Origin of the sequence: Muricauda sp. MAR_2010_75, from assembly GCF_000745185.1 — a bacterium.
Lineage (GTDB): Bacteria > Bacteroidota > Bacteroidia > Flavobacteriales > Flavobacteriaceae > Flagellimonas.
The window spans coordinates 767,501-789,109 of sequence record NZ_JQNJ01000001.1; the positions used below are offsets into that span (position 1 = coordinate 767,501).

General features: G+C 43.0%; 15 protein-coding genes, 2 tRNA genes and 1 rRNA gene. 9 read left to right on the forward strand and 9 right to left on the reverse strand.

Features of this window, described 5'->3' with window-relative positions:
- Window positions 1-117: 117 nt before the first annotated feature.
- The 4 genes from FG28_RS03435 to FG28_RS03450 all read right to left on the reverse strand — a co-directional run bounded on the left by FG28_RS03435 (window position 118) and on the right by FG28_RS03450 (window position 4,420).
- A tRNA-Ala gene (locus tag FG28_RS03435) sits at window positions 118-191 on the reverse strand.
- Between the two features lie 125 nt (window positions 192-316).
- Window positions 317-390: transfer RNA gene (locus tag FG28_RS03440), tRNA-Ile, on the reverse strand.
- A 106-nt stretch (window positions 391-496) separates the two neighbouring features.
- Window positions 497-2,020, reverse strand: a 16S ribosomal RNA gene (locus FG28_RS03445).
- Between the two features lie 303 nt (window positions 2,021-2,323).
- Window positions 2,324-4,420 carry a putative porin gene (locus FG28_RS03450; protein ID WP_036380012.1) on the reverse strand — a complete coding sequence of 699 codons (2,097 nt, stop codon included), beginning with the start codon at window positions 4,418-4,420 and terminating at the stop codon, window positions 2,324-2,326.
- A 148-nt stretch (window positions 4,421-4,568) separates the two neighbouring features.
- On the opposite strand from FG28_RS03450, the gene FG28_RS03455 reads away from it, so the two are divergent.
- From FG28_RS03455 to FG28_RS03470, 4 genes are all read left to right on the forward strand, one after another.
- Window positions 4,569-5,165 carry a ribonuclease HII gene (locus tag FG28_RS03455; protein WP_036380014.1) on the forward strand — a complete coding sequence of 199 codons (597 nt, stop codon included), beginning with the start codon at window positions 4,569-4,571 and terminating at the stop codon, window positions 5,163-5,165.
- Between the two features lie 29 nt (window positions 5,166-5,194).
- Complete coding sequence (locus tag FG28_RS03460; protein WP_036380016.1) at window positions 5,195-7,648, forward strand: hypothetical protein; 2,454 nt, start codon at window positions 5,195-5,197, stop codon at window positions 7,646-7,648.
- A 124-nt stretch (window positions 7,649-7,772) separates the two neighbouring features.
- Window positions 7,773-9,095, forward strand: coding sequence for an OmpA family protein (locus FG28_RS03465; protein WP_036380018.1), 1,323 nt, complete (start codon window positions 7,773-7,775; stop codon window positions 9,093-9,095).
- A 17-nt stretch (window positions 9,096-9,112) separates the two neighbouring features.
- The gene (locus tag FG28_RS03470; RefSeq protein ID WP_036380021.1) at window positions 9,113-9,805 is read left to right on the forward strand and encodes a hypothetical protein; all 693 of its coding nucleotides are present in this window, start codon (window positions 9,113-9,115) and stop codon (window positions 9,803-9,805) included.
- A gap of 64 nt (window positions 9,806-9,869) precedes the next feature.
- Here FG28_RS03470 and FG28_RS03475 read toward each other — a convergent pair whose 3' ends face one another.
- The 5 genes from FG28_RS03475 to FG28_RS20425 all read right to left on the reverse strand — a co-directional run bounded on the left by FG28_RS03475 (window position 9,870) and on the right by FG28_RS20425 (window position 13,127).
- A complete protein-coding gene (locus FG28_RS03475) occupies window positions 9,870-10,691 on the reverse strand; it encodes a hypothetical protein (protein WP_156102193.1) in 822 nt (273 codons plus the stop codon).
- 175 nt (window positions 10,692-10,866) lie between these two features.
- A complete protein-coding gene (locus FG28_RS03480; protein WP_156102194.1) occupies window positions 10,867-11,439 on the reverse strand; it encodes a hypothetical protein in 573 nt (190 codons plus the stop codon).
- Between the two features lie 36 nt (window positions 11,440-11,475).
- Window positions 11,476-12,192, reverse strand: a complete 717-nt coding sequence (gene lipB, locus FG28_RS03485) for a lipoyl(octanoyl) transferase LipB (protein WP_036380028.1) — start codon at window positions 12,190-12,192, stop codon at window positions 11,476-11,478.
- A gap of 32 nt (window positions 12,193-12,224) precedes the next feature.
- Window positions 12,225-12,965: a hypothetical protein gene (locus tag FG28_RS03490; RefSeq protein ID WP_036380030.1), complete on the reverse strand. Its 741-nt coding sequence runs from the start codon at window positions 12,963-12,965 to the stop codon at window positions 12,225-12,227.
- Between the two features lie 6 nt (window positions 12,966-12,971).
- Window positions 12,972-13,127 carry a YqaE/Pmp3 family membrane protein gene (locus FG28_RS20425; RefSeq protein ID WP_081894208.1) on the reverse strand — a complete coding sequence of 52 codons (156 nt, stop codon included), beginning with the start codon at window positions 13,125-13,127 and terminating at the stop codon, window positions 12,972-12,974.
- A 91-nt stretch (window positions 13,128-13,218) separates the two neighbouring features.
- Here FG28_RS20425 and FG28_RS03495 point away from each other — a divergent pair, with 91 nt between their 5' ends.
- From FG28_RS03495 to FG28_RS03515, 5 genes are all read left to right on the forward strand, one after another.
- Window positions 13,219-14,268: a response regulator transcription factor gene (locus tag FG28_RS03495; RefSeq protein ID WP_036380032.1), complete on the forward strand. Its 1,050-nt coding sequence runs from the start codon at window positions 13,219-13,221 to the stop codon at window positions 14,266-14,268.
- A gap of 99 nt (window positions 14,269-14,367) precedes the next feature.
- Window positions 14,368-14,910 carry a thioredoxin family protein gene (locus FG28_RS03500; RefSeq protein ID WP_036386106.1) on the forward strand — a complete coding sequence of 181 codons (543 nt, stop codon included), beginning with the start codon at window positions 14,368-14,370 and terminating at the stop codon, window positions 14,908-14,910.
- A 64-nt stretch (window positions 14,911-14,974) separates the two neighbouring features.
- A complete protein-coding gene (gene lysS / locus FG28_RS03505) occupies window positions 14,975-16,666 on the forward strand; it encodes a lysine--tRNA ligase (RefSeq protein ID WP_036380034.1) in 1,692 nt (563 codons plus the stop codon).
- 160 nt (window positions 16,667-16,826) lie between these two features.
- On the forward strand, window positions 16,827-19,775 hold the full coding sequence (locus FG28_RS03510) for a TonB-dependent receptor domain-containing protein (protein ID WP_036386108.1): 2,949 nt from the start codon (window positions 16,827-16,829) through the stop codon (window positions 19,773-19,775).
- A 93-nt stretch (window positions 19,776-19,868) separates the two neighbouring features.
- The gene (locus tag FG28_RS03515; protein WP_036386110.1) at window positions 19,869-21,299 is read left to right on the forward strand and encodes a DASS family sodium-coupled anion symporter; all 1,431 of its coding nucleotides are present in this window, start codon (window positions 19,869-19,871) and stop codon (window positions 21,297-21,299) included.
- Window positions 21,300-21,609 lie beyond the last annotated feature (310 nt).

Below are 21,609 nucleotides of genomic sequence, written 5' to 3' on the forward strand. Positions count from 1 at the left end.
TCTTCTTTGACTTCGCAATAAGCGGTAAAACCGCTTTCGCTCCGTCCCAATATGTCAATGAACTTGTGGCGGATCGCCACCGATGCAAAAAACATCGGCGGACGACCTTTGCCCTTGTGGAGAATATCGGAGTCGAACCGATGACCTCCTGCGTGCAAGGCAGGCGCTCTAGCCAGCTGAGCTAATTCCCCTTATCGGCTGTCAGTTAACGGTTATCAGTTAACAGTACCACATAACGGTAACCCAACACCTAGAATTTCCTTGTTCCAATTTGCAATGAACCTCGTACTCCGCATTTGCACACTTCGTACCCCCGTAGTCTCAGGCAGACTCGAACTGCCGACCTCTACATTATCAGTGTAGCGCTCTAACCAGCTGAGCTATGAGACTGTCTTGGCCTAAAACCACCAATATATCTATAACATATCGCAGACAGCGAAAAGAAAAAAACCACCCGATCGGGGACCGGGATAAGGCACCGGAACGCCTTCTCTAGAAAGGAGGTGTTCCAGCCGCACCTTCCGGTACGGCTACCTTGTTACGACTTAGCCCTAGTTACCGATTTTGCCCTAGGCCGCTCCTCTCGGTGACGGACTTCAGGCACTCCCGGCTTCCATGGCTTGACGGGCGGTGTGTACAAGGCCCGGGAACGTATTCACCGGATCATGGCTGATATCCGATTACTAGCGATTCCAGCTTCACGGGGTCGAGTTGCAGACCCCGATCCGAACTGTGACCGGTTTTGTAGATCCGCGCCCCCTTGCGGGGTGGCTTCCCTCTGTACCGGCCATTGTAGCACGTGTGTGGCCCAGGACGTAAGGGCCGTGATGATTTGACGTCGTCCCCACCTTCCTCACGGTTTGCACCGGCAGTCCCGCTAGAGTCCCCATCTTTACATGCTGGCAACTAACGGTAGGGGTTGCGCTCGTTATAGGACTTAACCTGACACCTCACGGCACGAGCTGACGACAACCATGCAGCACCTTGCAGGCAGTCCGAAGAAAGGGGTGTCTCCACCCCATGCAGCCTGCATTTAAGCCCTGGTAAGGTTCCTCGCGTATCATCGAATTAAACCACATGCTCCACCGCTTGTGCGGGCCCCCGTCAATTCCTTTGAGTTTCATTCTTGCGAACGTACTCCCCAGGTGGGATACTTATCACTTTCGCTTGGCCACGGAGCACGAATGCCCCACAGCTAGTATCCATCGTTTACGGCGTGGACTACCGGGGTATCTAATCCCGTTCGCTACCCACGCTTTCGTCCATCAGCGTCAGTACATGGTTGGTCACCTGCCTTCGCGATCGGTGTTCTATGTGATATCTATGCATTTCACCGCTACACCACATGTTCCGGCAACCCCACCATGACTCAAGACCTGCAGTATCAAAGGCAATTCTATGGTTGAGCCACAGACTTTCACCCCTGACTTACAGGCCCGCCTACGGACCCTTTAAACCCAATGATTCCGGATAACGCTCGGACCCTCCGTATTACCGCGGCTGCTGGCACGGAGTTAGCCGGTCCTTATTCTTACGGTACCGTCAGCTCCCCTCACGAGGGGAGGTTTCTTCCCGTATAAAAGCAGTTTACAACCCATAGGGCAGTCATCCTGCACGCGGCATGGCTGGATCAGTGTTCCCACCATTGTCCAATATTCCTCACTGCTGCCTCCCGTAGGAGTCTGGTCCGTGTCTCAGTACCAGTGTGGGGGATCCCCCTCTCAGGGCCCCTAACCATCGCTGCCTTGGTAAGCCGTTACCTTACCAACTAACTAATGGTACGCATGGCCATCCCTGTCCGATAAATCTTTAACCGCAATATCATGCGATATCACGGTACCATGGGGCATTAATCCAAGTTTCCCTGGGCTATTCCCCTGACAGGGGCAGGTTCCATACGCGTTCCGCACCCGTGCGCCGGTCGCCGGCGGATTGCAAGCAATCCCCGCTGCCCCTCGACTTGCATGTGTTAGGCCTGCCGCTAGCGTTCATCCTGAGCCAGGATCAAACTCTTCATTGTACATCGTTAAATATCTCTAAAGCTATCCCGCTGCACAAATCCGCAATCCCGTGATCAAAATGGTTCTTCTCTCTAATTACGCTGTCTATTGCAATATGTATATGAACTTCTTTCCTATCCTTCCCAGAAAAAAAATTGGCCACAATCGACCAAAATCCCCCCAGAAAACGCCCTGCCTTATCAGCTAAGCGGGTGCAAATATAAGCAGGTTATTTTTTCTCCGCAAATAGTTTCAGCTTATTTTTTTCTAAAAAAGGAGATAAAATTATAAGTGACTGTTTATCAAGCTTAATTTTATTCTTCCTATGAAAAGAAATTCCAAACCAATCCAAATCGGATCACAAAATCCCTGTAAGGATAGTTTGGGGCAGAATAATAATTGGGCTCTGAAAAAATGGAATTTAAATGTTCCGCTTTTAGATAAATCCGAGTTTGCCTAACCTTGGCATTGATGAAAACATCGAGCAAGGGGTAGCCACCCAATTCTTCATTGTTTTGAATATAGAATTCTCCCAACAATGGATTATAGGCGTTCATGTTATAGGATGTAAAATATTTAAAATTGACACCGGTCTGCAAGAACATGGCCTTTTTAAAGACATCACTTGAAAAATACAGCGTGTTCCTAGTAACCAATTGTGGCACGTTAAGTACTTGGTTGTCTTGTGTGACATCTTGATACATAACAGTGTTCATCAAAGACCATTTGCGCCATTTAAACTCCTTTGTGTACTTTGCCCGTAAGTGATTTATGGTATTGGTTTCCTGAAAAGGCCTTACAAAAGCGGTTTCTTGGGCAGCATCAATCTGTTCTTGGGTGGCTGTTGAAGCAAAATAGGTGTAATTATCAATTGCACTATACTCTGCATCTATCCGGCCAAGCCATTTTGAATTAAACCCAAACTTTATGGTTTGAACCTGCTGCTTTTCAAAAACATCAAAATTATACCAGTTAAAATTTCGATAATCACTTTGATACAACAGATAATTGAAATCCGGCATCCGGGATGATATATGAATTCCTCCAAACACTGCGTTGTTATCGTTAATGTGATAATTGGCCATAGCATCCAGCCTGTTTCCCGTAAGGTCACCTGAAATGGTATAATTGATATTTCCTTCCAGATGCAATCGCCCTAAATTTTTGGAGTACCCTCCACCAACGGTTATCTCCTCACCTTCCAATTTATTTGGGATGGTTCCCTCATCAGTAATCAAAAGACTGTTGAAGTAATAATTATAGGAATATAATCCAACATTGCCTGTGACCTTACCCAATGTTCTGTTAGAGAATTCCACACTCCCTTTATTGAACATGGTCTTTAATCGTGCTCTATCCGCTATGGGGGTCAAAAAAGGGTCTTCACCAAAAGCATCGTTTTGTCTGTCCTGCCCAAAATCATAAAACTTGGTTTCATAGGTGAACTCATGACCAATGGCTAGTGAGGTTGGATTTTTATCTGTTGAATCCCTTTTGTGGTTCACCAATTTATATAGGTGGTCCAAATAATATCTCTTGCCCAGTATTCTATTGTTGGCATCTGTGTAGCGCACATCAATCTTGGAACGGTCTTCAAAGTCGGGCAAATCTCCTTCAAATTGTTCGCGGTCCAGCAAGCCTCCATTTTCCTGCCCCTCAATATCCTGTGCTGCAATGTGGGCACGGAGATTGTATCGGTCATTTTGGGTGCTATAATTTAAGGTTGTACTGAAGTTTCCAGACTCTGCCTGTTCGTATCTGTATTTACCCAACGACCTAAATCCGTTATAACCAACGGATAGATTAAGCCGTCTAGAAAGATTAAAGGTTAAAAGGGCATCCAAAAACTGTCCTTGCTCCATGGAGGTCTTGAACATCAACTCTGTCATGGGTGTTGGTACATTATAATATTTAATGTCCTCCACCTCAAAATATCTGGCATGTTTGGCGGTTGCCCCAATGCGGGGGTAATATGGGTTTTGTGAAAATGTACGACCCAGCTCATTATAGGGTTGACCCATGTTGGCAAAGGGCATCAACTCAAAATCGTCCTCACGAATATAATTGTACTTGTATTCTTTTTGAATGGTAAGCGTAGTATCCAAAAAAGTAGTGTCTCTGGCATGGGAAACTATCTTGTAATCCCTGATGGAAACAGAATCTACCTGTTTGGCCTGCTTGGTATTTTTTATAAACTTTCGTTTAGCCAAGGCAGTGGAATCTGTCATAAGGGAGTCCTTTTTCTTGGTCTTTACGGAATCCATTGCCACAACCTTTAGGGAATCAATTTCCTTTACTTTAAGGGAGTCAAGCACCTTAACCTTCATTGAATCCACTTCTTTCTGGGGAGGCAAAGAGTCTTGTTGTGCAAATAAAAATTGACCCAGCAAAAAGAGCAGGGCAAACAGTATCAATCTCATTCCATGGTATTGCTGCGGCAAAGGTATAAGTTTTGTTTCTAAACAAATGTGAAAAGTTTGCCAGTAAAAAGCTAACCAAATTTTGGAAATCCAATCCCATATTTGGCCTTCAACAAAGCAGGCATTATCTTTCAGTCTACAAAGAAATATGCTAAAGAACCTTTATAAATATCCCAATGAAGCCGGAACTGATGAAGCCGGCAGGGGCTGCTTGGCAGGACCGGTTACTGCGGCAGCCATTATCCTTCCTGAAGGTTTTACGAATGACATTTTAAACGATTCCAAACAGCTATCGGAAATTAAACGCGAAGGCTTACGGCCCATTTTGGAACAAGAGGCGGTTTGTTTTTCTGTTTGTCATGTCTTTCAGGATGAAATTGATGAGATCAATATTTTGAACGCTTCTTTTTTGGCCATGCATCGTGCTTTGGATGCAATGAAACAGGTCCCCAGTTTTATTTTGGTGGATGGGAATCGCTTTAAACCCTATCCTTCCATTGCCCATGAATGCATTGTTAAAGGTGATGGCAAGTATATGAGCATTGCGGCCGCTTCTATTTTGGCGAAGACGTACCGTGATGAGTACATGGCCACCATCCACGAGGAATTCCCCATGTACAACTGGAAAAAAAACAAAGGATACCCCACCAAGGAGCACCGAGAAGCCATTAAGGAATTCGGGCTGACCAAATACCATAGAAAAAGCTTCCGGCAGCTGCCGGAACAGTTAACATTGGATATTTAAAAATTCTAACTTTGTGTCAAACTTCAACCATGAGATATAAGGTACTGTTCTGTTTGCTTGCCCTTTTTATCCTTTCCTGCGAAACCGAGGTCAAGACCAAAAATTCCTTACTGGACCACCTACCCCCCAATCCTGCACTGGTCATAAAGATCACCAATCTGTCCAATTTTAAAAGCGAGCTCAAGAACAACGCATTTATCTCCAAAACAAAAAGCTTCCCAGTATACAAAACAGTTTTGGAAAAGTTGGACAATTTGAGCCATCTTTCCACAGAGGCCACCTGTCTTTTGGCACTTTACGAAGTAGGTAAGGGCAATTATGATTTTATTCTTATTGCCGAAAAAAATCCAGCCATTTTTAATGTGGACGAGGTGAGCAACAAAACTGTGGAAACCCTACAATACGAAGGCACCAATATTACCAAATACACTTTGGATGAACATGAGGTCTTTCAAATGCCAAACGATGCGGAAATTATATTGAGTTCTTCCATGCTGTTGATGGAAAACATGGTACGGGCCAAAGGAAGTAATCCCGTGAACCCAACTTTGGAAAAACTGTATGAGACCACGGCACCCAATAAATCCGGAACTATTTTTATGAACCTAAGCGAAAATGCATCGCTGCTTTCATTAAAAGAAGAGGAGGATTCCAAAAAACCCTTTTCTGAATGGATTTCTTTGGATTTTACGGCCAATTCCGATGAAGTAAGCTTGAACGGAATTGCGATGGCCCCGGATTCCACCAAAAATTTTATCAACCTGTTCAAAGGAACCTCGCCTTTGACCAACAAGACACCTGCACTTGCCCCATTGACAGCGCAGGCCGTGATTTCTTTTACGTTTGATGATTATCAGGTCTTTGCCAAAAACCAAAATACCTACCTAGATCGGGTAAAACCTGTGGATTCTCTTTTTAATACCATTGAGGAAGTGGGCATTATTTATTTGAACAACCAAAAGGTGGTCTTGCTCAATTCCTACGGAACGGACAGCCTGTTTGAATTTTTGGATGGCAGCAAAGCCTCCTCCGAAAACTATCAAGGCAGTGAAATCATGGAGTTACAAAACAAAGATTTCTTAACTGAGGGATTTGCCCCATTGGTCGCCGATTTTGAGTCGAACTTTTGCACCATCTTGGAGAACAGCTTTGTTTTTTCCGAGAACAAAGAATCGCTTCAAACCATCATCAGCAACCATAATGGTACGTCTTCATTCAGCAATGCACCACTTTACCAAACGGCTAAGGCTCCTTTGGCCAACGAATCAAGTGTGTTGTTTGTTTCCAATGCTTCAGGAATTGAACTTTTTGCCGAACAAGATTTGGCTCCCGACCTTTTTGAATCCATCAAAGAAGCAGATTTGGAGGATTACACCTTCGCTGGACAAGTGGTAGGCGATTTGGATTTTGCCCATTTGAATATGTTGGTCTCCAAAATTGAAAAAACGGTTGAGACGAACACGGTAACCCCACTTTTTACCCTGGAACTGGATACCGACTTGGCTATTGACCCCCAGTTTGTAAAAAACCACAGGACCAACAAACAGGAAATTGTAGTGCAAGACCAAAATAATGTGCTCTACCTAATTTCCACTGAAGGCAAGGTCTTATGGACCAAACAACTGGATGGACGCATTCAACCGCCCATTCAGCAGGTGGACATTTATAAAAATGGCAGACTTCAATTGGCATTTACTACGAATGACCAGTTTATGATCATTGACCGAAACGGGGATGATGTCCCTCCTTTTAAAATTGACTTTGAGGGGGGCAACCTTAACCCATTGGCTGTTTTTGATTACGATGGCAGCAAGGATTATCGCTTTTTAGTCACGCAAGGGCGAAAAATCTATATGTACAACAACAAGGGTAAAATTGTGAGTGGATTCAAATACACCGATGCGGCCAGTAACATATTGGGCATTCCCAAACACTTTAGGGTAGGAAACCGGGACTATTTAGTGTTTAAATTGGAAGACAATACCATCAAAATAATGCATCGGGTGGGAACGGACCGAATCAAAGTCCCTGAAAAAATTGATTTCTCCACCAATGAGGTTTTCCTATATAAAAACAAGATTACAGTGACCAACAAAACAGGGGTTTTACACCAGATTGATACCAATGGAAAGCTTACTGCCACCAATTTTAACCTCAACAAAGACCATGGCATGTATGCTACGAGCAACACCTTGGTCCTCATGGATGACAATGTCCTAAGCATAAAAGGCAGAAAAGTGGAACTGGACCTGGGTGTCTACTCCAAACCCAAGATTTTTTACATCTACGATAAAATATATGTAAGTGTCACGGACATCCAAAACCAAAAAATCTATCTCTACGACAGCCAAGCGGAACCTATTCCCAATTTTCCGGTCTATGGAAGCTCGCTCATTGATCTTACCGATATGGACAACGACAGAAAATTGGAGTTGGTGGCCAAGGATCAGGACAATTCCCTTATTGTTTACAAAATGAATTAAGGGTTTCTTTGCTGCGGCTTATACAATGGTTTAAACGAGTTACACATTTTTAGTGATAGCTAGGGTGGGGTTTTAGTAATTTGGATGGAATTGCTTTTAAAAACCACGACTAAAGTACACTATAATGAAAACCTCAAGTAAAACCATCATCAGTTTGGTCATTGTCCTGATGGTTGGTTCCAACATGAATGCCCAATTCTTTAAAAAATTGGCCAAAAAGGCCGAAAAAGCTGCAGAGCGTACTGTTGAAAGACGGGTTGAAAGAGAAACCAGTGAAAAAACAGACCAAGCACTGGACAGTATTTTGGAACCCGGTTCCGGAGGAAAACAAACCCCTGATGTTGGTGATCAAGGAGGCAACACACCTTCCAATACCGGTAATAGCCCAAGTAGCAATAAAACCACTGCAACCTCAGGAAGTTCTGGTGAAAAATCAATCGCCATTTACAGCAAGTTTGATTATGTTCCCGGAGACAAACTCCTGTTCTTTGATGACTATGCCAACGATTTTATTGGTGATTTTCCCTCTAAATGGAATACAAACGGAAGTGGTGAGGTGGTTACAATTGGGGATTCCCCACAACGATGGATGGAACTGTTACCAGGACATAAAATCTATTACATACCCAAAGTACCCAGCCTTCCGACAGATTACACTATAGAATTTGATTTGTTGACCTATGGAATGGACGACAAAACTTCCTCCTATGCAGTTATTGAGGTTTCCCTAAGCGATGATGAAAATTTTGAGGCAGGACTTCACTATGCCAGGGCTTCGATTCCTGTAGGGCAGTATGGCGCTTTTGGTATCCGTGCCAAAAACCATATCCACGGACAAGGTTCCATCATCAATAGCGAGGTGCAGTCCGATATCAGGCAAGCTGTGCTCAATCAACCTCATATTTCCATTGCGGTGAACAATTCACGTTTTAGGCTCTGGGTAAACGAAGAAAAGTATGTGGACATCCCTCAAATGGTCCCTGAAAATAAATTGACCACCCTTAAGTTTAAAGTGAACGGTCTTAAAGATGGGAAAGAAAAAATCTTCATTTCCAACCTTAAAGTGGCCGAAGGGGGTGTTGACCTTAGACGAAAACTACTTACCGAAGGAAAGGTTTCCACCAACGGGATTCTTTTTGATGTAGGTTCGGCGAACATTCAGCCCCAATCCATGGGCATCATCCGGCAAATATCGCAGGTGCTTCAGCAGGAGGCTTCCATGAAACTCAAGATTGTGGGACATACGGATGCGGACGGTTCCGTAGAAAGCAATCGTAAACTTTCCAAAGACCGTGCAGAATCCGTAAAGAATGCCTTGGTTTCAATTTACGGCGTTTCCTCAGATCGTTTGATTTCCGAAGGAAAAGGGGAAAGCGAACCTGTTGGCGACAACAACACCCCAGATGGCAAAGCGCAAAACCGAAGAGTTGAATTTATAAAACAATAACACTATACTTACTACACATGAGACACTATTTTCTTTTACTGACCGCCCTTATTTTTTGCCTCAACACCGCATCGGCCCAAACCAGCTGCAGTGCATACTACCCCATGGTGGATGGGGCCAGCTTTCAATACACCAACTATGACAGAAAAGGCAGGGAAGATGGCAAACTCAGTTATAAAGTGACCAATGTAAATGGGTCCGGTGACAATATTTCCGCTACCATGGTCATGGATATGGAGGACAAAAAAGGCAATACCTATTCGTCTGAATATGACATTACCTGCAATGGCAATGTGGTGAAGGTTGATTTTAAATCCTTGATGAACGAACAGATGTTGGCCCAAATGGGCGATGTTGAAATGGACATTTCTGGAACCGATGTGGAATGGCCCAACAATTTGGGTGTGGGTCAAGAACTCCCGGATGGAAACGTAAACGTGAAAATGAAAATGGGTGGGATGATGAACATGGACATGAACGTGGAGACCATCAATCGAAAAGTGGAAAAAAAGGAGAGTGTGACCACCCCAGCGGGTACGTTTGACTGCTATGTGATCTATAGCGAAACAAAGAGCAAAATGATGATGGCCAACCAAACCTATCCATCCCGCGTATGGCTAGCCGAGGGAATAGGTATGATAAAACAGGAATCCTACAACAAAAAAGGAGATTTAATGGCCAGCTCGGTATTGACGCAGTTCAGTAAATAAGCACTAATCCTATTAATAAAATAAAAAAACCGGGGCATGGCCCTCGGTTTTTTATTTCTAGTGGTCAAAACCCTTCAATCCCATCCTGGCCTTCTTGCCAATAGGAAGTTCGGTGCCATTTGTTCTTAAAATAGAGCGCGATGATTGATCGGGTGTATGATTCGTTTTCATCACCCTCGGAAGCCCAATCATCCTGAGTGATTTCGCGAAGCATGACAATCTCATCCTGACCATCTGCATTAAAATCGATTCCCGTGATGTGTCGCGTCCCCGAAAAACCATCTGACCCAAAAAGAACGGTGTCTTTATGGATTTTAGTGGTCTCTAGGTCGACACGCTCCAAAAAACCGGAGGTCACCAGTAACAAAGGGGAATTTACATCAAACTGATTTTTTTGTTGATACACAATGGGCACCCAACTTTGGTCCGGAACATCTAATTCCCCGTAGGGATAAAAGGTTCGGTATTTGATTCCAACCAAGGAATCCAAAGAAAATTGAGCCAGTTTTTCATCATGAATGGCTAAAACCGTAAGGGGCTTGCTCAAGATGATGGTCTGGATTTGCTTCCCAAAGCGATTCTCCCAATACTCAGGGCTTGCAAAAGGTTCAGTTTGGGTTTGGATTTTGATATCATCCAGTTCCAGAAAATAATTCAGCTCATTCTTATTGAGGATAATTTTATTAGTGCCCTGAGTGGACTTTGGAAGGATATGCTCCCACAATCCATCACTGAGACAGGAAATAGAGGATGAATCCATTTCCCATCGCTCTATAACATCCTTGGCAATGGCATCAAGTTTTAATAGCTTCTCAAAACTCTCTTGTTGGGCAAAACCTATGTGGATATAGCCAAAAAGTATCATTAAAATCAATACACTTTTCATGTTTCACTTTTTTGATGTATCCCATGAAGTTAGCAGTGCTTGTATCAGCGAATGAGGCTCAATTGATAGATGAAGGGTTTAAATTGATGAATATATTAATCCCCAACCTCTGTTTATTTAGGTTGATGGATGGCAGAAAAAATGAGAACAGTATGGACAGGCGCAACCTCCATTATTAAGAAGAACGTGCCTTGTTTGTTGAGGCAATTAAATCCATCTTCCAGAGATTGTTTACTTTTTTGTAAATCGAAACCCAAGCAAACTCGGTCGATTCTGTTGTGTCTTTTCCGTTCCCGTCTTTAAATCTAATTACCACATTCTTTTTAACCGTAACATAGGCAACTGTAAAATCGTCAGAAAATTTTATAACAGGCTCTGTGATATCATCCCAAGATTCAAAATCAACAGCTGAGAAATAATCTGAAAACATGGCAATTCCCTCAGTCCTCGTTGGCTTATAAATTTCACCTGCGCTTATACTTGTAAAATCATCTGTCTGTAACCCCACCAATTCCTCCGCCATTTTATTCAAATGGTATTGTCTTTCCAAATGGTGCAATTCCAAAATCTTTCCCTTTTCTTCTTCCAGATTTATATCAGCATGATTTTTACAGGAAAAAAATTGAAACACAATGACTCCAATAGACAGCATGCTCCAAAATATACTTTTAACCCTCATTATGTTTGTGTTTGCGGTTAGGGTAAGATACGATGTTTTAATAAATAGGTGCCAAACAAGCTTTTTCAATTAAAATTGCAGATGCAGTTGATTAATGCAAGAAAGCTACACCTCCGTCTTCTCCCGTACCACCTCAGCTTCAAAAAGCACTTGAAAATGGTGAAGTAATTTCTCTTTCACCTCTTCCATATCGACTTGCTTTTTGCCCAATTCCACATTTAATGAGGTTACGGCCTTGTCCTTGATGCCGCAGGGAATCATGAGGTCAAAGTAGCCCAAATCCGTATTTACGTTCAGGGCAAAACCGTGCATGGTCACCCAACGACTGGCGCGCACGCCCAAGGCGCATATTTTTCGGGCAAAGGGAGTGCCCACATCCAACCAAACGCCGGTTTCTCCTTCGGAGCGCTCCGCCTTTAGACCATATTCAGCCAAGGTGCGGATAATCATTTCTTCCAAAAAACGGAGGTATTTGTGGATATCGGTAAAGAAATTGTCCAAATCCAAAATGGGATAGCCTACTACCTGCCCTGGACCATGGTAGGTGATATCACCACCGCGGTTGATCTTGTAAAACGTGGCCCCTTTTTCCTGTAAGGCCTTTTCATCCACCAACAAATTAGAGATGTCGCCACTTTTCCCCAAGGTATAGACATGGGGGTGTTCCACAAACAAAAAATGATTGGGGGTTTCAAGACTGGTGTCTTCCCTCCTGTTCTTGATCTTGGCACCCACAATGTTTTGGAACAAAAGCTCTTGGTAATCCCAAGTTTCCTTGTAGTCCTTAAAGCCTAAATCCTGTAGCCCTACCTTTTTGTTCATACCACAAAGATACAAAGCCTACGGTTGGAAAACTACTCTTCCAACTCCACCTCAATATCCAACATTTTGGGATCTTTCATCATCTCCAAAAAGGAAACTTCATAAATCAAGGTCTTGCCATCCGCACTAAAAGTCGCCTCTTGGGCCGTGGTGGATTTTACTTTTCTTGGAAAATGGTATTTAAGGGTGTAGGTGGACCCTGAAAGGAACATTTCCGTTCCTTGAAGACTGTCTACATGCTGCTGGAACAATTCTGGATCAATGATCTTTGCCGTTCTTGAAAAAGTACTGTTGGCGAAGGCATAGGTAACCTCAGTGGACTGCTCGGACATGGGCATGGGCGTAGCTTGTTCCGGTTGGTTTTTGGGGCCCATTAAACTGGCATCCCTAAATGCATTGAAGGCATCATTCACTTCACTTATATCTGTAAACTCACTGAACAGGTCAAATTTCATCACTTTTTCCGCGGGATTCATTACCATGTGCATGTTGAACGGTTCCAACTTCTTCAACTTCGCTTGTTCCTCAGGCGCAAGCTCGGCTATACTGTCATGTTTCTCCTCCAATAATTCCTTAAAAGAAATGATGGAATCAATAGGTTTCTCGTTTTCCTTCACCATTTGGTCCCCGGCCATTTCCATGAGTTCCGATCCATCAAAATTGATGGAGAGTTTTCCGGAACCATCTTCTTGTAAATGAATTTCTTCGGTAAAATTACAGGAATAGGTAACCACTGCCACTAGGGCAAGGGTTAAGATTTGGATTTTTTTCATACTACTTTAGTTAGTGTTATTCAATATGACCAGTGCCCCGATAACCCCGGGCACCCATCCACAGAACGTTAAAAGTAATACAATAACAAAAGACCCGCAACCTTTTCCAATTACGGACAGCGGCGGAAAAAATATGGCCAGCAAAACTCTCCAGAAACTCATGGTTCAAATTTTGATTGATGATACTTATTAGTACCTTACTCGAAGATTTTGTTACACCAGGCCCGTATTTTCCTTACTAAATGATTTATTAATGCGGTTTTTTGTCCTTATTTCTTTTTTCCTGACCAGCTCTGTGCTAATCGCGCAATATCATTTTTCGGGCGAGGTGTCCCAAACCAATGCTGGAAACATCATTTATCTTTCTTTGGTGGAAGACTACCGAAAATCATCACGGATTTATCTGGATCAGATTGTGAAGAAGGCCCAAGTGGATTCGTTGGGCCATTTTCAGTTTGAGGGAAACAATCTCCCTCTAAAAAACCGAATTTACCGCATTCATTTGGATGGCTGTTCAGATTCTTCGGAAGCCAATCATTTTCTGGGACAGTGCAACAACAGCAAGAGTGTTTTGTTCATTGCCAACAATCAGGATACGGTTCAATTTCCAACCTCGTTTGAAGATCAATCCCTTTGCTCCATTATCTCCACCAATCCAAAATCGGCAGAGCTGTTGCAAGTGGAATTCCTAAAAGACGAAATGGCGTACGATTTTATGGAATATCCCAGTGAGGCCAGTAGAAAACTCAATTCCAAAAAATGGTTTACCGTCTTACAGGATTTTGGAAAAACCTCCGAAGAGCCCCTGGTTGAGCTTTTTATCTACGATTTTCTATCGGACAAAGGGAATGAAACCTACGCATATTACCTCAAGAATTTGTCTGCAAATCCTTATTATGAAAATCTATTGACTCGTTTGCAAAGTACATATCCCGAAGCTGGCTTCACTCAACAATATACTGCCGAAATTGCTACAGATAAAGAACTTGCCACGTTCAACACTCCAAAAACCTGGTACTTAAAATACCTTCTTCAAGTGGCCCTTATCCTTTCTCTGCTGGCCAATGTATATCTGCTCTCTATGCAAAAATTAAATGTCAAGATAAAAGCAAGATCGTTGCGAAATAAACTCACACCACAAGAACAAAAAATTGTGAACCGTATCCTTCAGGAAAAGAGCAATAAAGAGATTGCCGCAGAACTTTTTGTGAGCCTGAGTACGGTCAAGACCCACATTAACAATCTCTATAAAAAACTGGAGGTTTCCTCTCGGGAGGAAATTGTGTATCTCTTCAAAAAATAAAAATCAACCTGGGGTCTAGTCCCCATTTCCATCCCAACAAAGCCCTTCCGAGCTCTGTTTTTAATGAATTTTCGAACCAAATCTTTAAATCGAAAAATCATGAAACACCTATTTACAAGCCTACTGATGCTATATACAACACTTGTCTTTTCACAGGAATTCAACAAGGAAATTGTACAGGATGATGGTAGAAAATTTATGGTGGGGAAAATCAATTTGGAAGGCCTCCACACCCAACCCTACCAACAGTGGTTCCATGAAGGTATGAAAAGCTACTCCGTAGATGAAGCCTTGGTGGAGCTCTTCAAAAAAGACTTGGCACAATACCACATTAAACTTTTTTTGGGCACGTGGTGTGGCGACAGTAAACGGGAAACACCCCGTTTCATCAAAATTCTGGAGGCCGCCCATTTTCCGATGGAACAATTGGAAATCATCGCTTTGGACCTCAGAAAAGAACACTATAAAAAAAGTCCGACCGGAGAAGAAAAAGGGCTCAACATCATAAAAGTACCCACAATGATTTTCTTTAAAAATGGGATAGAAATCAACCGGATTGTGGAAAGACCCGTTGAATCGTTGGAAGAAGATATCGCCCAAATTGTTCAAAACAGGCCCTACATTCCCAATTATGCACAATAAGCACGGCTAAGGAATGGAATTAAAGCGCAAAAGTGTAATTTTGCGCTTTAATTTTTTATAGGCTATGCAACTATCGGAACAGGAAATCGTTCGAAGGGAAAAATTGACCAAACTCAGGGAAATGGGAATCAACCCCTATCCCGCTGCATTGTATCCAGTAAATGCCACATCTAAGAGCATCAAGAACAATTTTGAGGAAGGCAAGAAGGTAGTGATTTCCGGTAGATTGATGTCCCGAAGAATTCAGGGAAAAGCTTCTTTTGCCGAGTTGCAGGACAGCGAAGGGCGTATCCAAGTATATTTTAATCGCGATGAAATCTGTCCCGGTGAGGACAAGACCCTATACAACGATGTCTACAAGAAGTTGTTGGACATTGGAGACATTATTGGCGTTGAGGGCGAACTCTTCAAGACCCAGGTAGGCGAAAAGACCGTGATGGTGAAAAACTTTTCGCTTTTGAGCAAAAGTTTAAGACCATTGCCGCTACCAAAAGTAGATGACGAAGGAAAAGTGTACGATGCCTTTAACGACCCAGAATTGCGTTACCGCCAACGGTATGTGGATTTGGTGGTGAACCCTCAGGTAAAAGATACCTTTATCAAGCGAACAAAAATCACCAATAGTATCCGTGAGTTCTATAATGAACGTGGGTATTTAGAGGTGGAAACCCCAATTTTGCAACCCATCCCCGGAGGGGCAGCGGCACGTCCTTTTTTAACGCACCACAATGCATTGAACGTTCCCTTGTATTTGCGGATTGCCAACGAATTGTACTTAAAACGATTGATCGTTGGTGGTTTTGATGGGGTATATGAATTCTCCAAAGATTTCCGTAACGAAGGAATGGACCGTACCCATAATCCGGAATTTACCGTAATGGAATTGTATGTGGCCTATAAAGACTACAATTGGATGATGGAAACCACCGAAAAATTGTTGGAGAAAGTAGCCATTGATGCTACGGGCAGCACAAAAGTAAAGGTGGGCAACCACGAAATTGAGTTCAAGGCACCTTACCCAAGGGTTCCCATTTTGGAAGCCATCAAGATCCATACAGGGTATGATGTATCTGAAATGGATGAAGAACAACTAAGGGAAACGGCCCAAAAGCTGAACATTGAAGTGGATGAGACCATGGGTGTAGGTAAATTGATCGATGAGATTTTTGGTGAAAAATGTGAACATCACTACATCCAACCCACGTTTATTACGGATTATCCGAAGGAAATGAGTCCGTTGACCAAAGAACATCGTTCCAACCCAAAGCTTACGGAACGTTTTGAGTTGATGGTGAACGGAAAGGAGCTTGCCAATGCTTACTCTGAGTTGAACGACCCTATTGATCAACGCGAACGTTTTGAGGAACAATTAAAACTCTCCGAAAAAGGAGATGACGAGGCTATGTTCATTGATCAAGATTTTTTACGTGCCTTGGAATATGGAATGCCGCCAACATCTGGCATCGGAATTGGTATAGATCGATTGGTGATGTTGATGACCAATAATTCTTCCATACAAGAGGTACTGTTCTTCCCGCAAATGCGCCCAGAAAAGAAAAAAGTTGACCTTTCCGAAGAAGAAAAAATTATCATGGACATCTTAAAACCCGTTGGTGAAATGCCTTTGGCCGACCTTAAGGAAAAGGCGGGCCTTAGCGGCAAAAAATGGGATAAGAGTACCAAAAGCCTTTCCAAGCATGGACTCTTAAAAGTGGAAAAAACAGAAGATTCCCTCTTGGCCAAATACACAGGTTAAGACTGGTCTATTTTCGTTAAAATAAATACAGACCCCTGTTTCTCAAATAAAAAGCAGGGGTTTTTAGTTGCAAAAAAAGCCCTATATTGCCCCAATCTCCTTTCTATTTAAAGGAGGTTTCCAGCAGCATACCCCCTTAATCTTACTTAAACCTATTTATATGAAAAGAATGAAACTAACATTCCTTTTCGTGCTGTTGGTATGCTTTGCTGCCGTGGCACAAGAGGTAACTGGAACAGTTTATGATGACCAAAATGTGCCGTTGCCTGGAGCATCGGTCTTGGTGAAAGGAACCACAACGGGTGTCATCACCGATTTTGATGGCAATTACACCATTGAAGCAAATGTTGGTGACATTTTAGTATTTTCCTATGTCGGATTTAATTCCCAAGAAGCCACCGTTACCGGAAACACCTTGAACATCACCCTTCAATCTGGGCTTGCGCTGGAGAATGTAGTGGTTGTTGGTTCCAGAAATGCCAATAGGACGGCCACGGACACTCCCGTACCCGTTGATGTGCTGGATGTAACGGAATTGACACAATCTGCACCTCAGGTCACCGTAACTGAAATCTTGAACTATGCGGCCCCCTCATTCACCTCTAATCCGCAGACCATTTCTGATGGTACCGACCATATTGCCCCGGCATCATTACGTGGTTTGGGGCCCGATCAAGTTTTGGTGCTCATCAATGGAAAAAGGAGACACAAAACTGGATTGGTCAACGTAAACGGGACTTTTGGACGAGGTAGCGTGGGGACCGATATGACCACCATTCCATCCAACTCCATTTCCCGAATTGAAATTTTAAGGGATGGTGCTGCTGCTCAATATGGTTCTGATGCCATTGCCGGAGTCATTAACATTGTCCTGAAAAAGAGCGTGAACGAACTTCAGGTGGACATCAATACCGGAGCCAATTTTACCAGCGAGCACAGTCCCGCCAAAAAAATAGATGGCGAAAAAGTGAGTTTGGGCTTAAACTATGGTTTGCCCATAGGTCAGGATGGTGGATATGTCAACTTTACCGGGAATTTCAACTTCCGAGGATGGACCAACCGAATGCAAGAATGGGAAGGAAGTATTTTTCATGCTGCCAATGCCATTGAACGAGTAGCAGATGCTGCAGGCTACGACATATCACAACTTTTGGATAGCGATATTTCCGATGTGCAACAATTTGCATCACAAGTAGATCATTTTGCTCAAGAGGTAAAAGATGCCATAAACAATGCCACTACGTTTGAAGAAATTTTCGGAATAAACGATGGTGCTAATTCTCAAGCTGGGATTTTATCAACATTGACCTTTGACGATGATAATATAGTAAACGGTATCGCCGGTGATGATGTTACGCCACAAGAACTATTGGCCAGGGGATTGCAACGAAGCGACTTCAACATGCGTGTGGGTCAATCTGAGTTGAGAGGCGCCCAATTCTTTGCCAACCTTTCCATTCCGTTGGATGAAAATCTGGAACTGTATGGGTTTGGGGGACTGAGCTTTAAAAATGGAAATGCGGCTGGATTCTACCGTTTGCCCAATCAATCCAGAAGTTATACGCCAGCCTATCTTAATGGATTTTTACCGGAAATCAACTCCAATATTACCGATAAATCTGCTGCATTTGGCATTAGGGGAATGCTTGGAGATTGGAATATGGATTTCAGTAATTCCTATGGAAAAAATGAATTTCTGTATCGAGTTACCAACTCCAACAATGCTTCCTTGGTCAATTCCACACCTTTTGAAGCCGATTCTGGTGGATTCAACTATAGTGAAAACACGACCAATTTTGATATGAATCGCTTTTTTGAAGACACTATGGCCGGGCTCAACATTGCCTTTGGTGCAGAATATAGGGTGGAAAACTACGCTATTGTAGCGGGGGAAGAAGTTTCGTATACACAGTACAACACCTTGGGAAACCCGCATGATCCCACTGATGTGAGTTCTATTGTTCCCACCGACTATTATGGTAATTCAAGACCAGGTGGAATCCAAGTGTTTCCTGGTTTTAAACCCGACAATGAAGTGGATGCCTTCAGAAATACCATAGCTGGTTATTTTGATGTTGAAGCCGATTTCACCGAATCCATATTGTTAAGTGGGGCCGTTCGGTATGAGAATTTCTCCGATTTTGGAGGAACCTTGAACTTTAAATTGGCCACCCGTTTAAAAATTTCCGAAAATTTTAATCTTCGTGGTGGTGGACAAACTGGGTTTAGGGCACCTTCCCTGCATCAAATCCATTACAGTTCCACTTCCACGCTGTTTGTGGATGGAATTCCCAATGAGGTTGGTATTTTCCCGAACACTTCCAGAGTGGCTAGACTATTGGGCATTGAGCCTCTAAAAGAAGAAACTTCTATTGGCGCTACAGCCGGGTTTACAGCAAGAGTGCCCAACGCCAACCTTAAATTTACCCTGGATGGCTATCTTATCAACATAGATGACCGAGTGATTCTTACTGGTCAGTTTGACGACAATGGGAATCCTGAGTTGGCCAATTTGTTCCAACAAGCCAGCGCCACTCAAGCAGCTTTCTTTGCCAACTCTGTGGACACACAAACTAAAGGTTTGGATTTTGTGGTGGACCACAAGGCCCATATTTCAGACAAGGTTTCTTTGACCAACACCTTGGCCTTTACCTTTTCGGAAACAAGCGTAGAGGAAGTTAAAGTACCCCAAGCCATAGCCAATGCAGGACTAAGTGATACGTATTTTGATCCTACGAGTAGAATCTATTTGGAATCTGCCGTCCCCACAACCAAAGGAAATCTTTCACACAATGTAAAAATTGGCGAGCATTTGAACTTTTTTGTACGAAACGGCTATTTTGGTGAAGTGAGGGAAGCTACCAATGAAGATGACCCTACCATTGATTATACCTTCGGTGCAAAAGTGATCACAGATTTTACGGTAGGCTATAGCTTTACGGACAATGTTACCCTAACCATTGGTGCCAACAATCTTTTGGATGTGTATCCTGATAAGAACGATCCTGCTTTTAGATCAGATGGTCGATTTATCTATTCCAGAAGATCGGTTCAATTTGGCCAGAATGGTCGTTATGTTTTTGGTAGATTAACATTTAAGATAAAATAATCTACCGTTTTCTTGATTATTTGATGGTGAAGCCCCGGCATGGGGCTTCATTATTTTTGTTATTTCACAAAAAAGCATAGCTTAGAAACCCAAATGGAACTAAGCAAAAAAATAGGGCTGATTCTTGGGCCCATCGCCTTTCTGACTCTTACATATTTACCCGTAGAACTGGTTTCTGAAAAAGGGGATGCCGTAATTTCTGTTGCGGCGTGGATGCTCATCTGGTGGATTACCGAAGCCGTTTCCATTTCAGTGACCGCCCTTTTGCCCCTGTTACTTTTGCCCATCCTCAAAATATTGCCCATTGCCGAAGTTGGGGCCAATTATGGGAGTCCCATTGTCTTTCTCTTTTTTGGTGGGTTTGTTATGGCATTGGCCTTGGAAAAGGTGAATCTCCATCGCCGCATAGCCCTCAACATCATTAGATTAACTGGGACCACACCCAATAAAGTGATTCTGGGGTTTATGATTGCCACCGCTTCCTTGAGCATGTGGATCAGCAATACGGCCAGTACGGTGGTAATGTTGCCCATTGCGCTGTCCGTCATCAACCTTTTGATCAATGATGCGGATGGATTCACTAAAAACGATCAAAATTTTGCTTTGAGTGTCATGCTTGGAATTGCCTTTTCGGCCAATGCTGGGGGTATTGCCACCGTAATTGGAACACCGCCAAATTCGGTCTTGATCGGACTTTTGGAAAATGAATACAATACCGAAATCTCCTTTTTAAAATGGATGACATTGGGATTGCCTTTTTCCATCATCATGATTGGCATTTGTTATTTGGTCTTGGTGAAATGGATGTTCCCCAATCGGGATTTAAAATTCAATGCTTCCAAAGAGGTCATTCACACAGAACTTGAAAAACTCGGACCCACTTCAGGAAAGGAAAAAATGGTTTTGGTAATTTTTGCCGTTACTGTTTTTCTTTGGATTTTTAGAACCTTGATCAATGCCATGTTCCCTGCTCTGGAGCTTACGGATACCATGATCAGCATTTTTGCCGCCATTGCCCTGTTTTCAATTCCGTACAACATAAAGAAAGGCGACTTTATTATTGAATGGAAGGATACTTCAAGATTGGCATGGGGCATATTGATTTTGTTCGGCGGTGGTTTGGCCTTGGCCCAAGGAATGTCAACAAGCGGCATAGTGGACATGGTGGCCGATGCCATAGCCCAAAGCGAAATCAGCATATTGCTCACAGCCACTTTATTGATTTTCTTGATGCTCTTTATGACCGAATTGATGAGCAACGTGGCCCTGGTAGCGGTTTTGGCACCCGTGGTGGCCGGTATTGCTCTTGGATTGGACATTCCCATCCTCTATCTGCTGATTCCTGTAACCATTGCCAGCAGTTGTGCCTTTATGTTGCCCATGGCCACACCACCAAATGCGATAGTCTTTGCCAGTGGTTATGTAAAGATTGCCCAAATGGCACGTGTGGGTGTTATTTTAAACCTTATTGCAGTGGGACTATTGGTTCTTGTGTTCAAGTTCGTAGTTCCAGTTCTGTTCTAAAACAAATGGCCCTTCCGATCGGAAGGGCCATTGACAAACTAACTAACTCAAAAAAATAGTAAGAAACTAACTCAACTCTACTTTTATATGCTTTTTACACTACAAAGGTATAACCCTTTACAGTGAATATTTTCTTAATTAGACTTTTGTTAACGAACCACTTAGAACTATCTGACAACAACTTTTTCAATCCTTATATAGATTCAGTGAAAAAGTCATAAGACATATTCTAAAATCTTGTAAGATTGATAGCGTTAAAGCCATTTCTTTGCTTTTTACGCTTTGTTGATTAGCCATGTTATTTTTTTGT

Excerpts from the sequence above, each read along its gene's own strand:
- FG28_RS03450 (WP_036380012.1), bottom strand. The coding sequence starts at position 4,420 with ATGAGATTGATACTGTTTGCCCTGCTCTTTTTGCTGGGTCAATTTTTA.
- FG28_RS03455 (WP_036380014.1), top strand. The coding sequence starts at position 4,569 with ATGCTAAAGAACCTTTATAAATATCCCAATGAAGCCGGAACTGATGAA.
- FG28_RS03460 (WP_036380016.1), top strand. The coding sequence starts at position 5,195 with ATGAGATATAAGGTACTGTTCTGTTTGCTTGCCCTTTTTATCCTTTCC.
- FG28_RS03465 (WP_036380018.1), top strand. The coding sequence starts at position 7,773 with ATGAAAACCTCAAGTAAAACCATCATCAGTTTGGTCATTGTCCTGATG.
- FG28_RS03470 (WP_036380021.1), top strand. The coding sequence starts at position 9,113 with ATGAGACACTATTTTCTTTTACTGACCGCCCTTATTTTTTGCCTCAAC.
- FG28_RS03475 (WP_156102193.1), bottom strand. The coding sequence starts at position 10,691 with ATGAAAAGTGTATTGATTTTAATGATACTTTTTGGCTATATCCACATA.
- lipB (WP_036380028.1), bottom strand. The coding sequence starts at position 12,192 with ATGAACAAAAAGGTAGGGCTACAGGATTTAGGCTTTAAGGACTACAAG.
- FG28_RS03490 (WP_036380030.1), bottom strand. The coding sequence starts at position 12,965 with ATGAAAAAAATCCAAATCTTAACCCTTGCCCTAGTGGCAGTGGTTACC.
- FG28_RS20425 (WP_081894208.1), bottom strand. The coding sequence starts at position 13,127 with ATGAGTTTCTGGAGAGTTTTGCTGGCCATATTTTTTCCGCCGCTGTCC.
- FG28_RS03495 (WP_036380032.1), top strand. The coding sequence starts at position 13,219 with ATGCGGTTTTTTGTCCTTATTTCTTTTTTCCTGACCAGCTCTGTGCTA.
- FG28_RS03500 (WP_036386106.1), top strand. The coding sequence starts at position 14,368 with ATGAAACACCTATTTACAAGCCTACTGATGCTATATACAACACTTGTC.
- lysS (WP_036380034.1), top strand. The coding sequence starts at position 14,975 with ATGCAACTATCGGAACAGGAAATCGTTCGAAGGGAAAAATTGACCAAA.
- FG28_RS03510 (WP_036386108.1), top strand. The coding sequence starts at position 16,827 with ATGAAAAGAATGAAACTAACATTCCTTTTCGTGCTGTTGGTATGCTTT.
- FG28_RS03515 (WP_036386110.1), top strand. The coding sequence starts at position 19,869 with ATGGAACTAAGCAAAAAAATAGGGCTGATTCTTGGGCCCATCGCCTTT.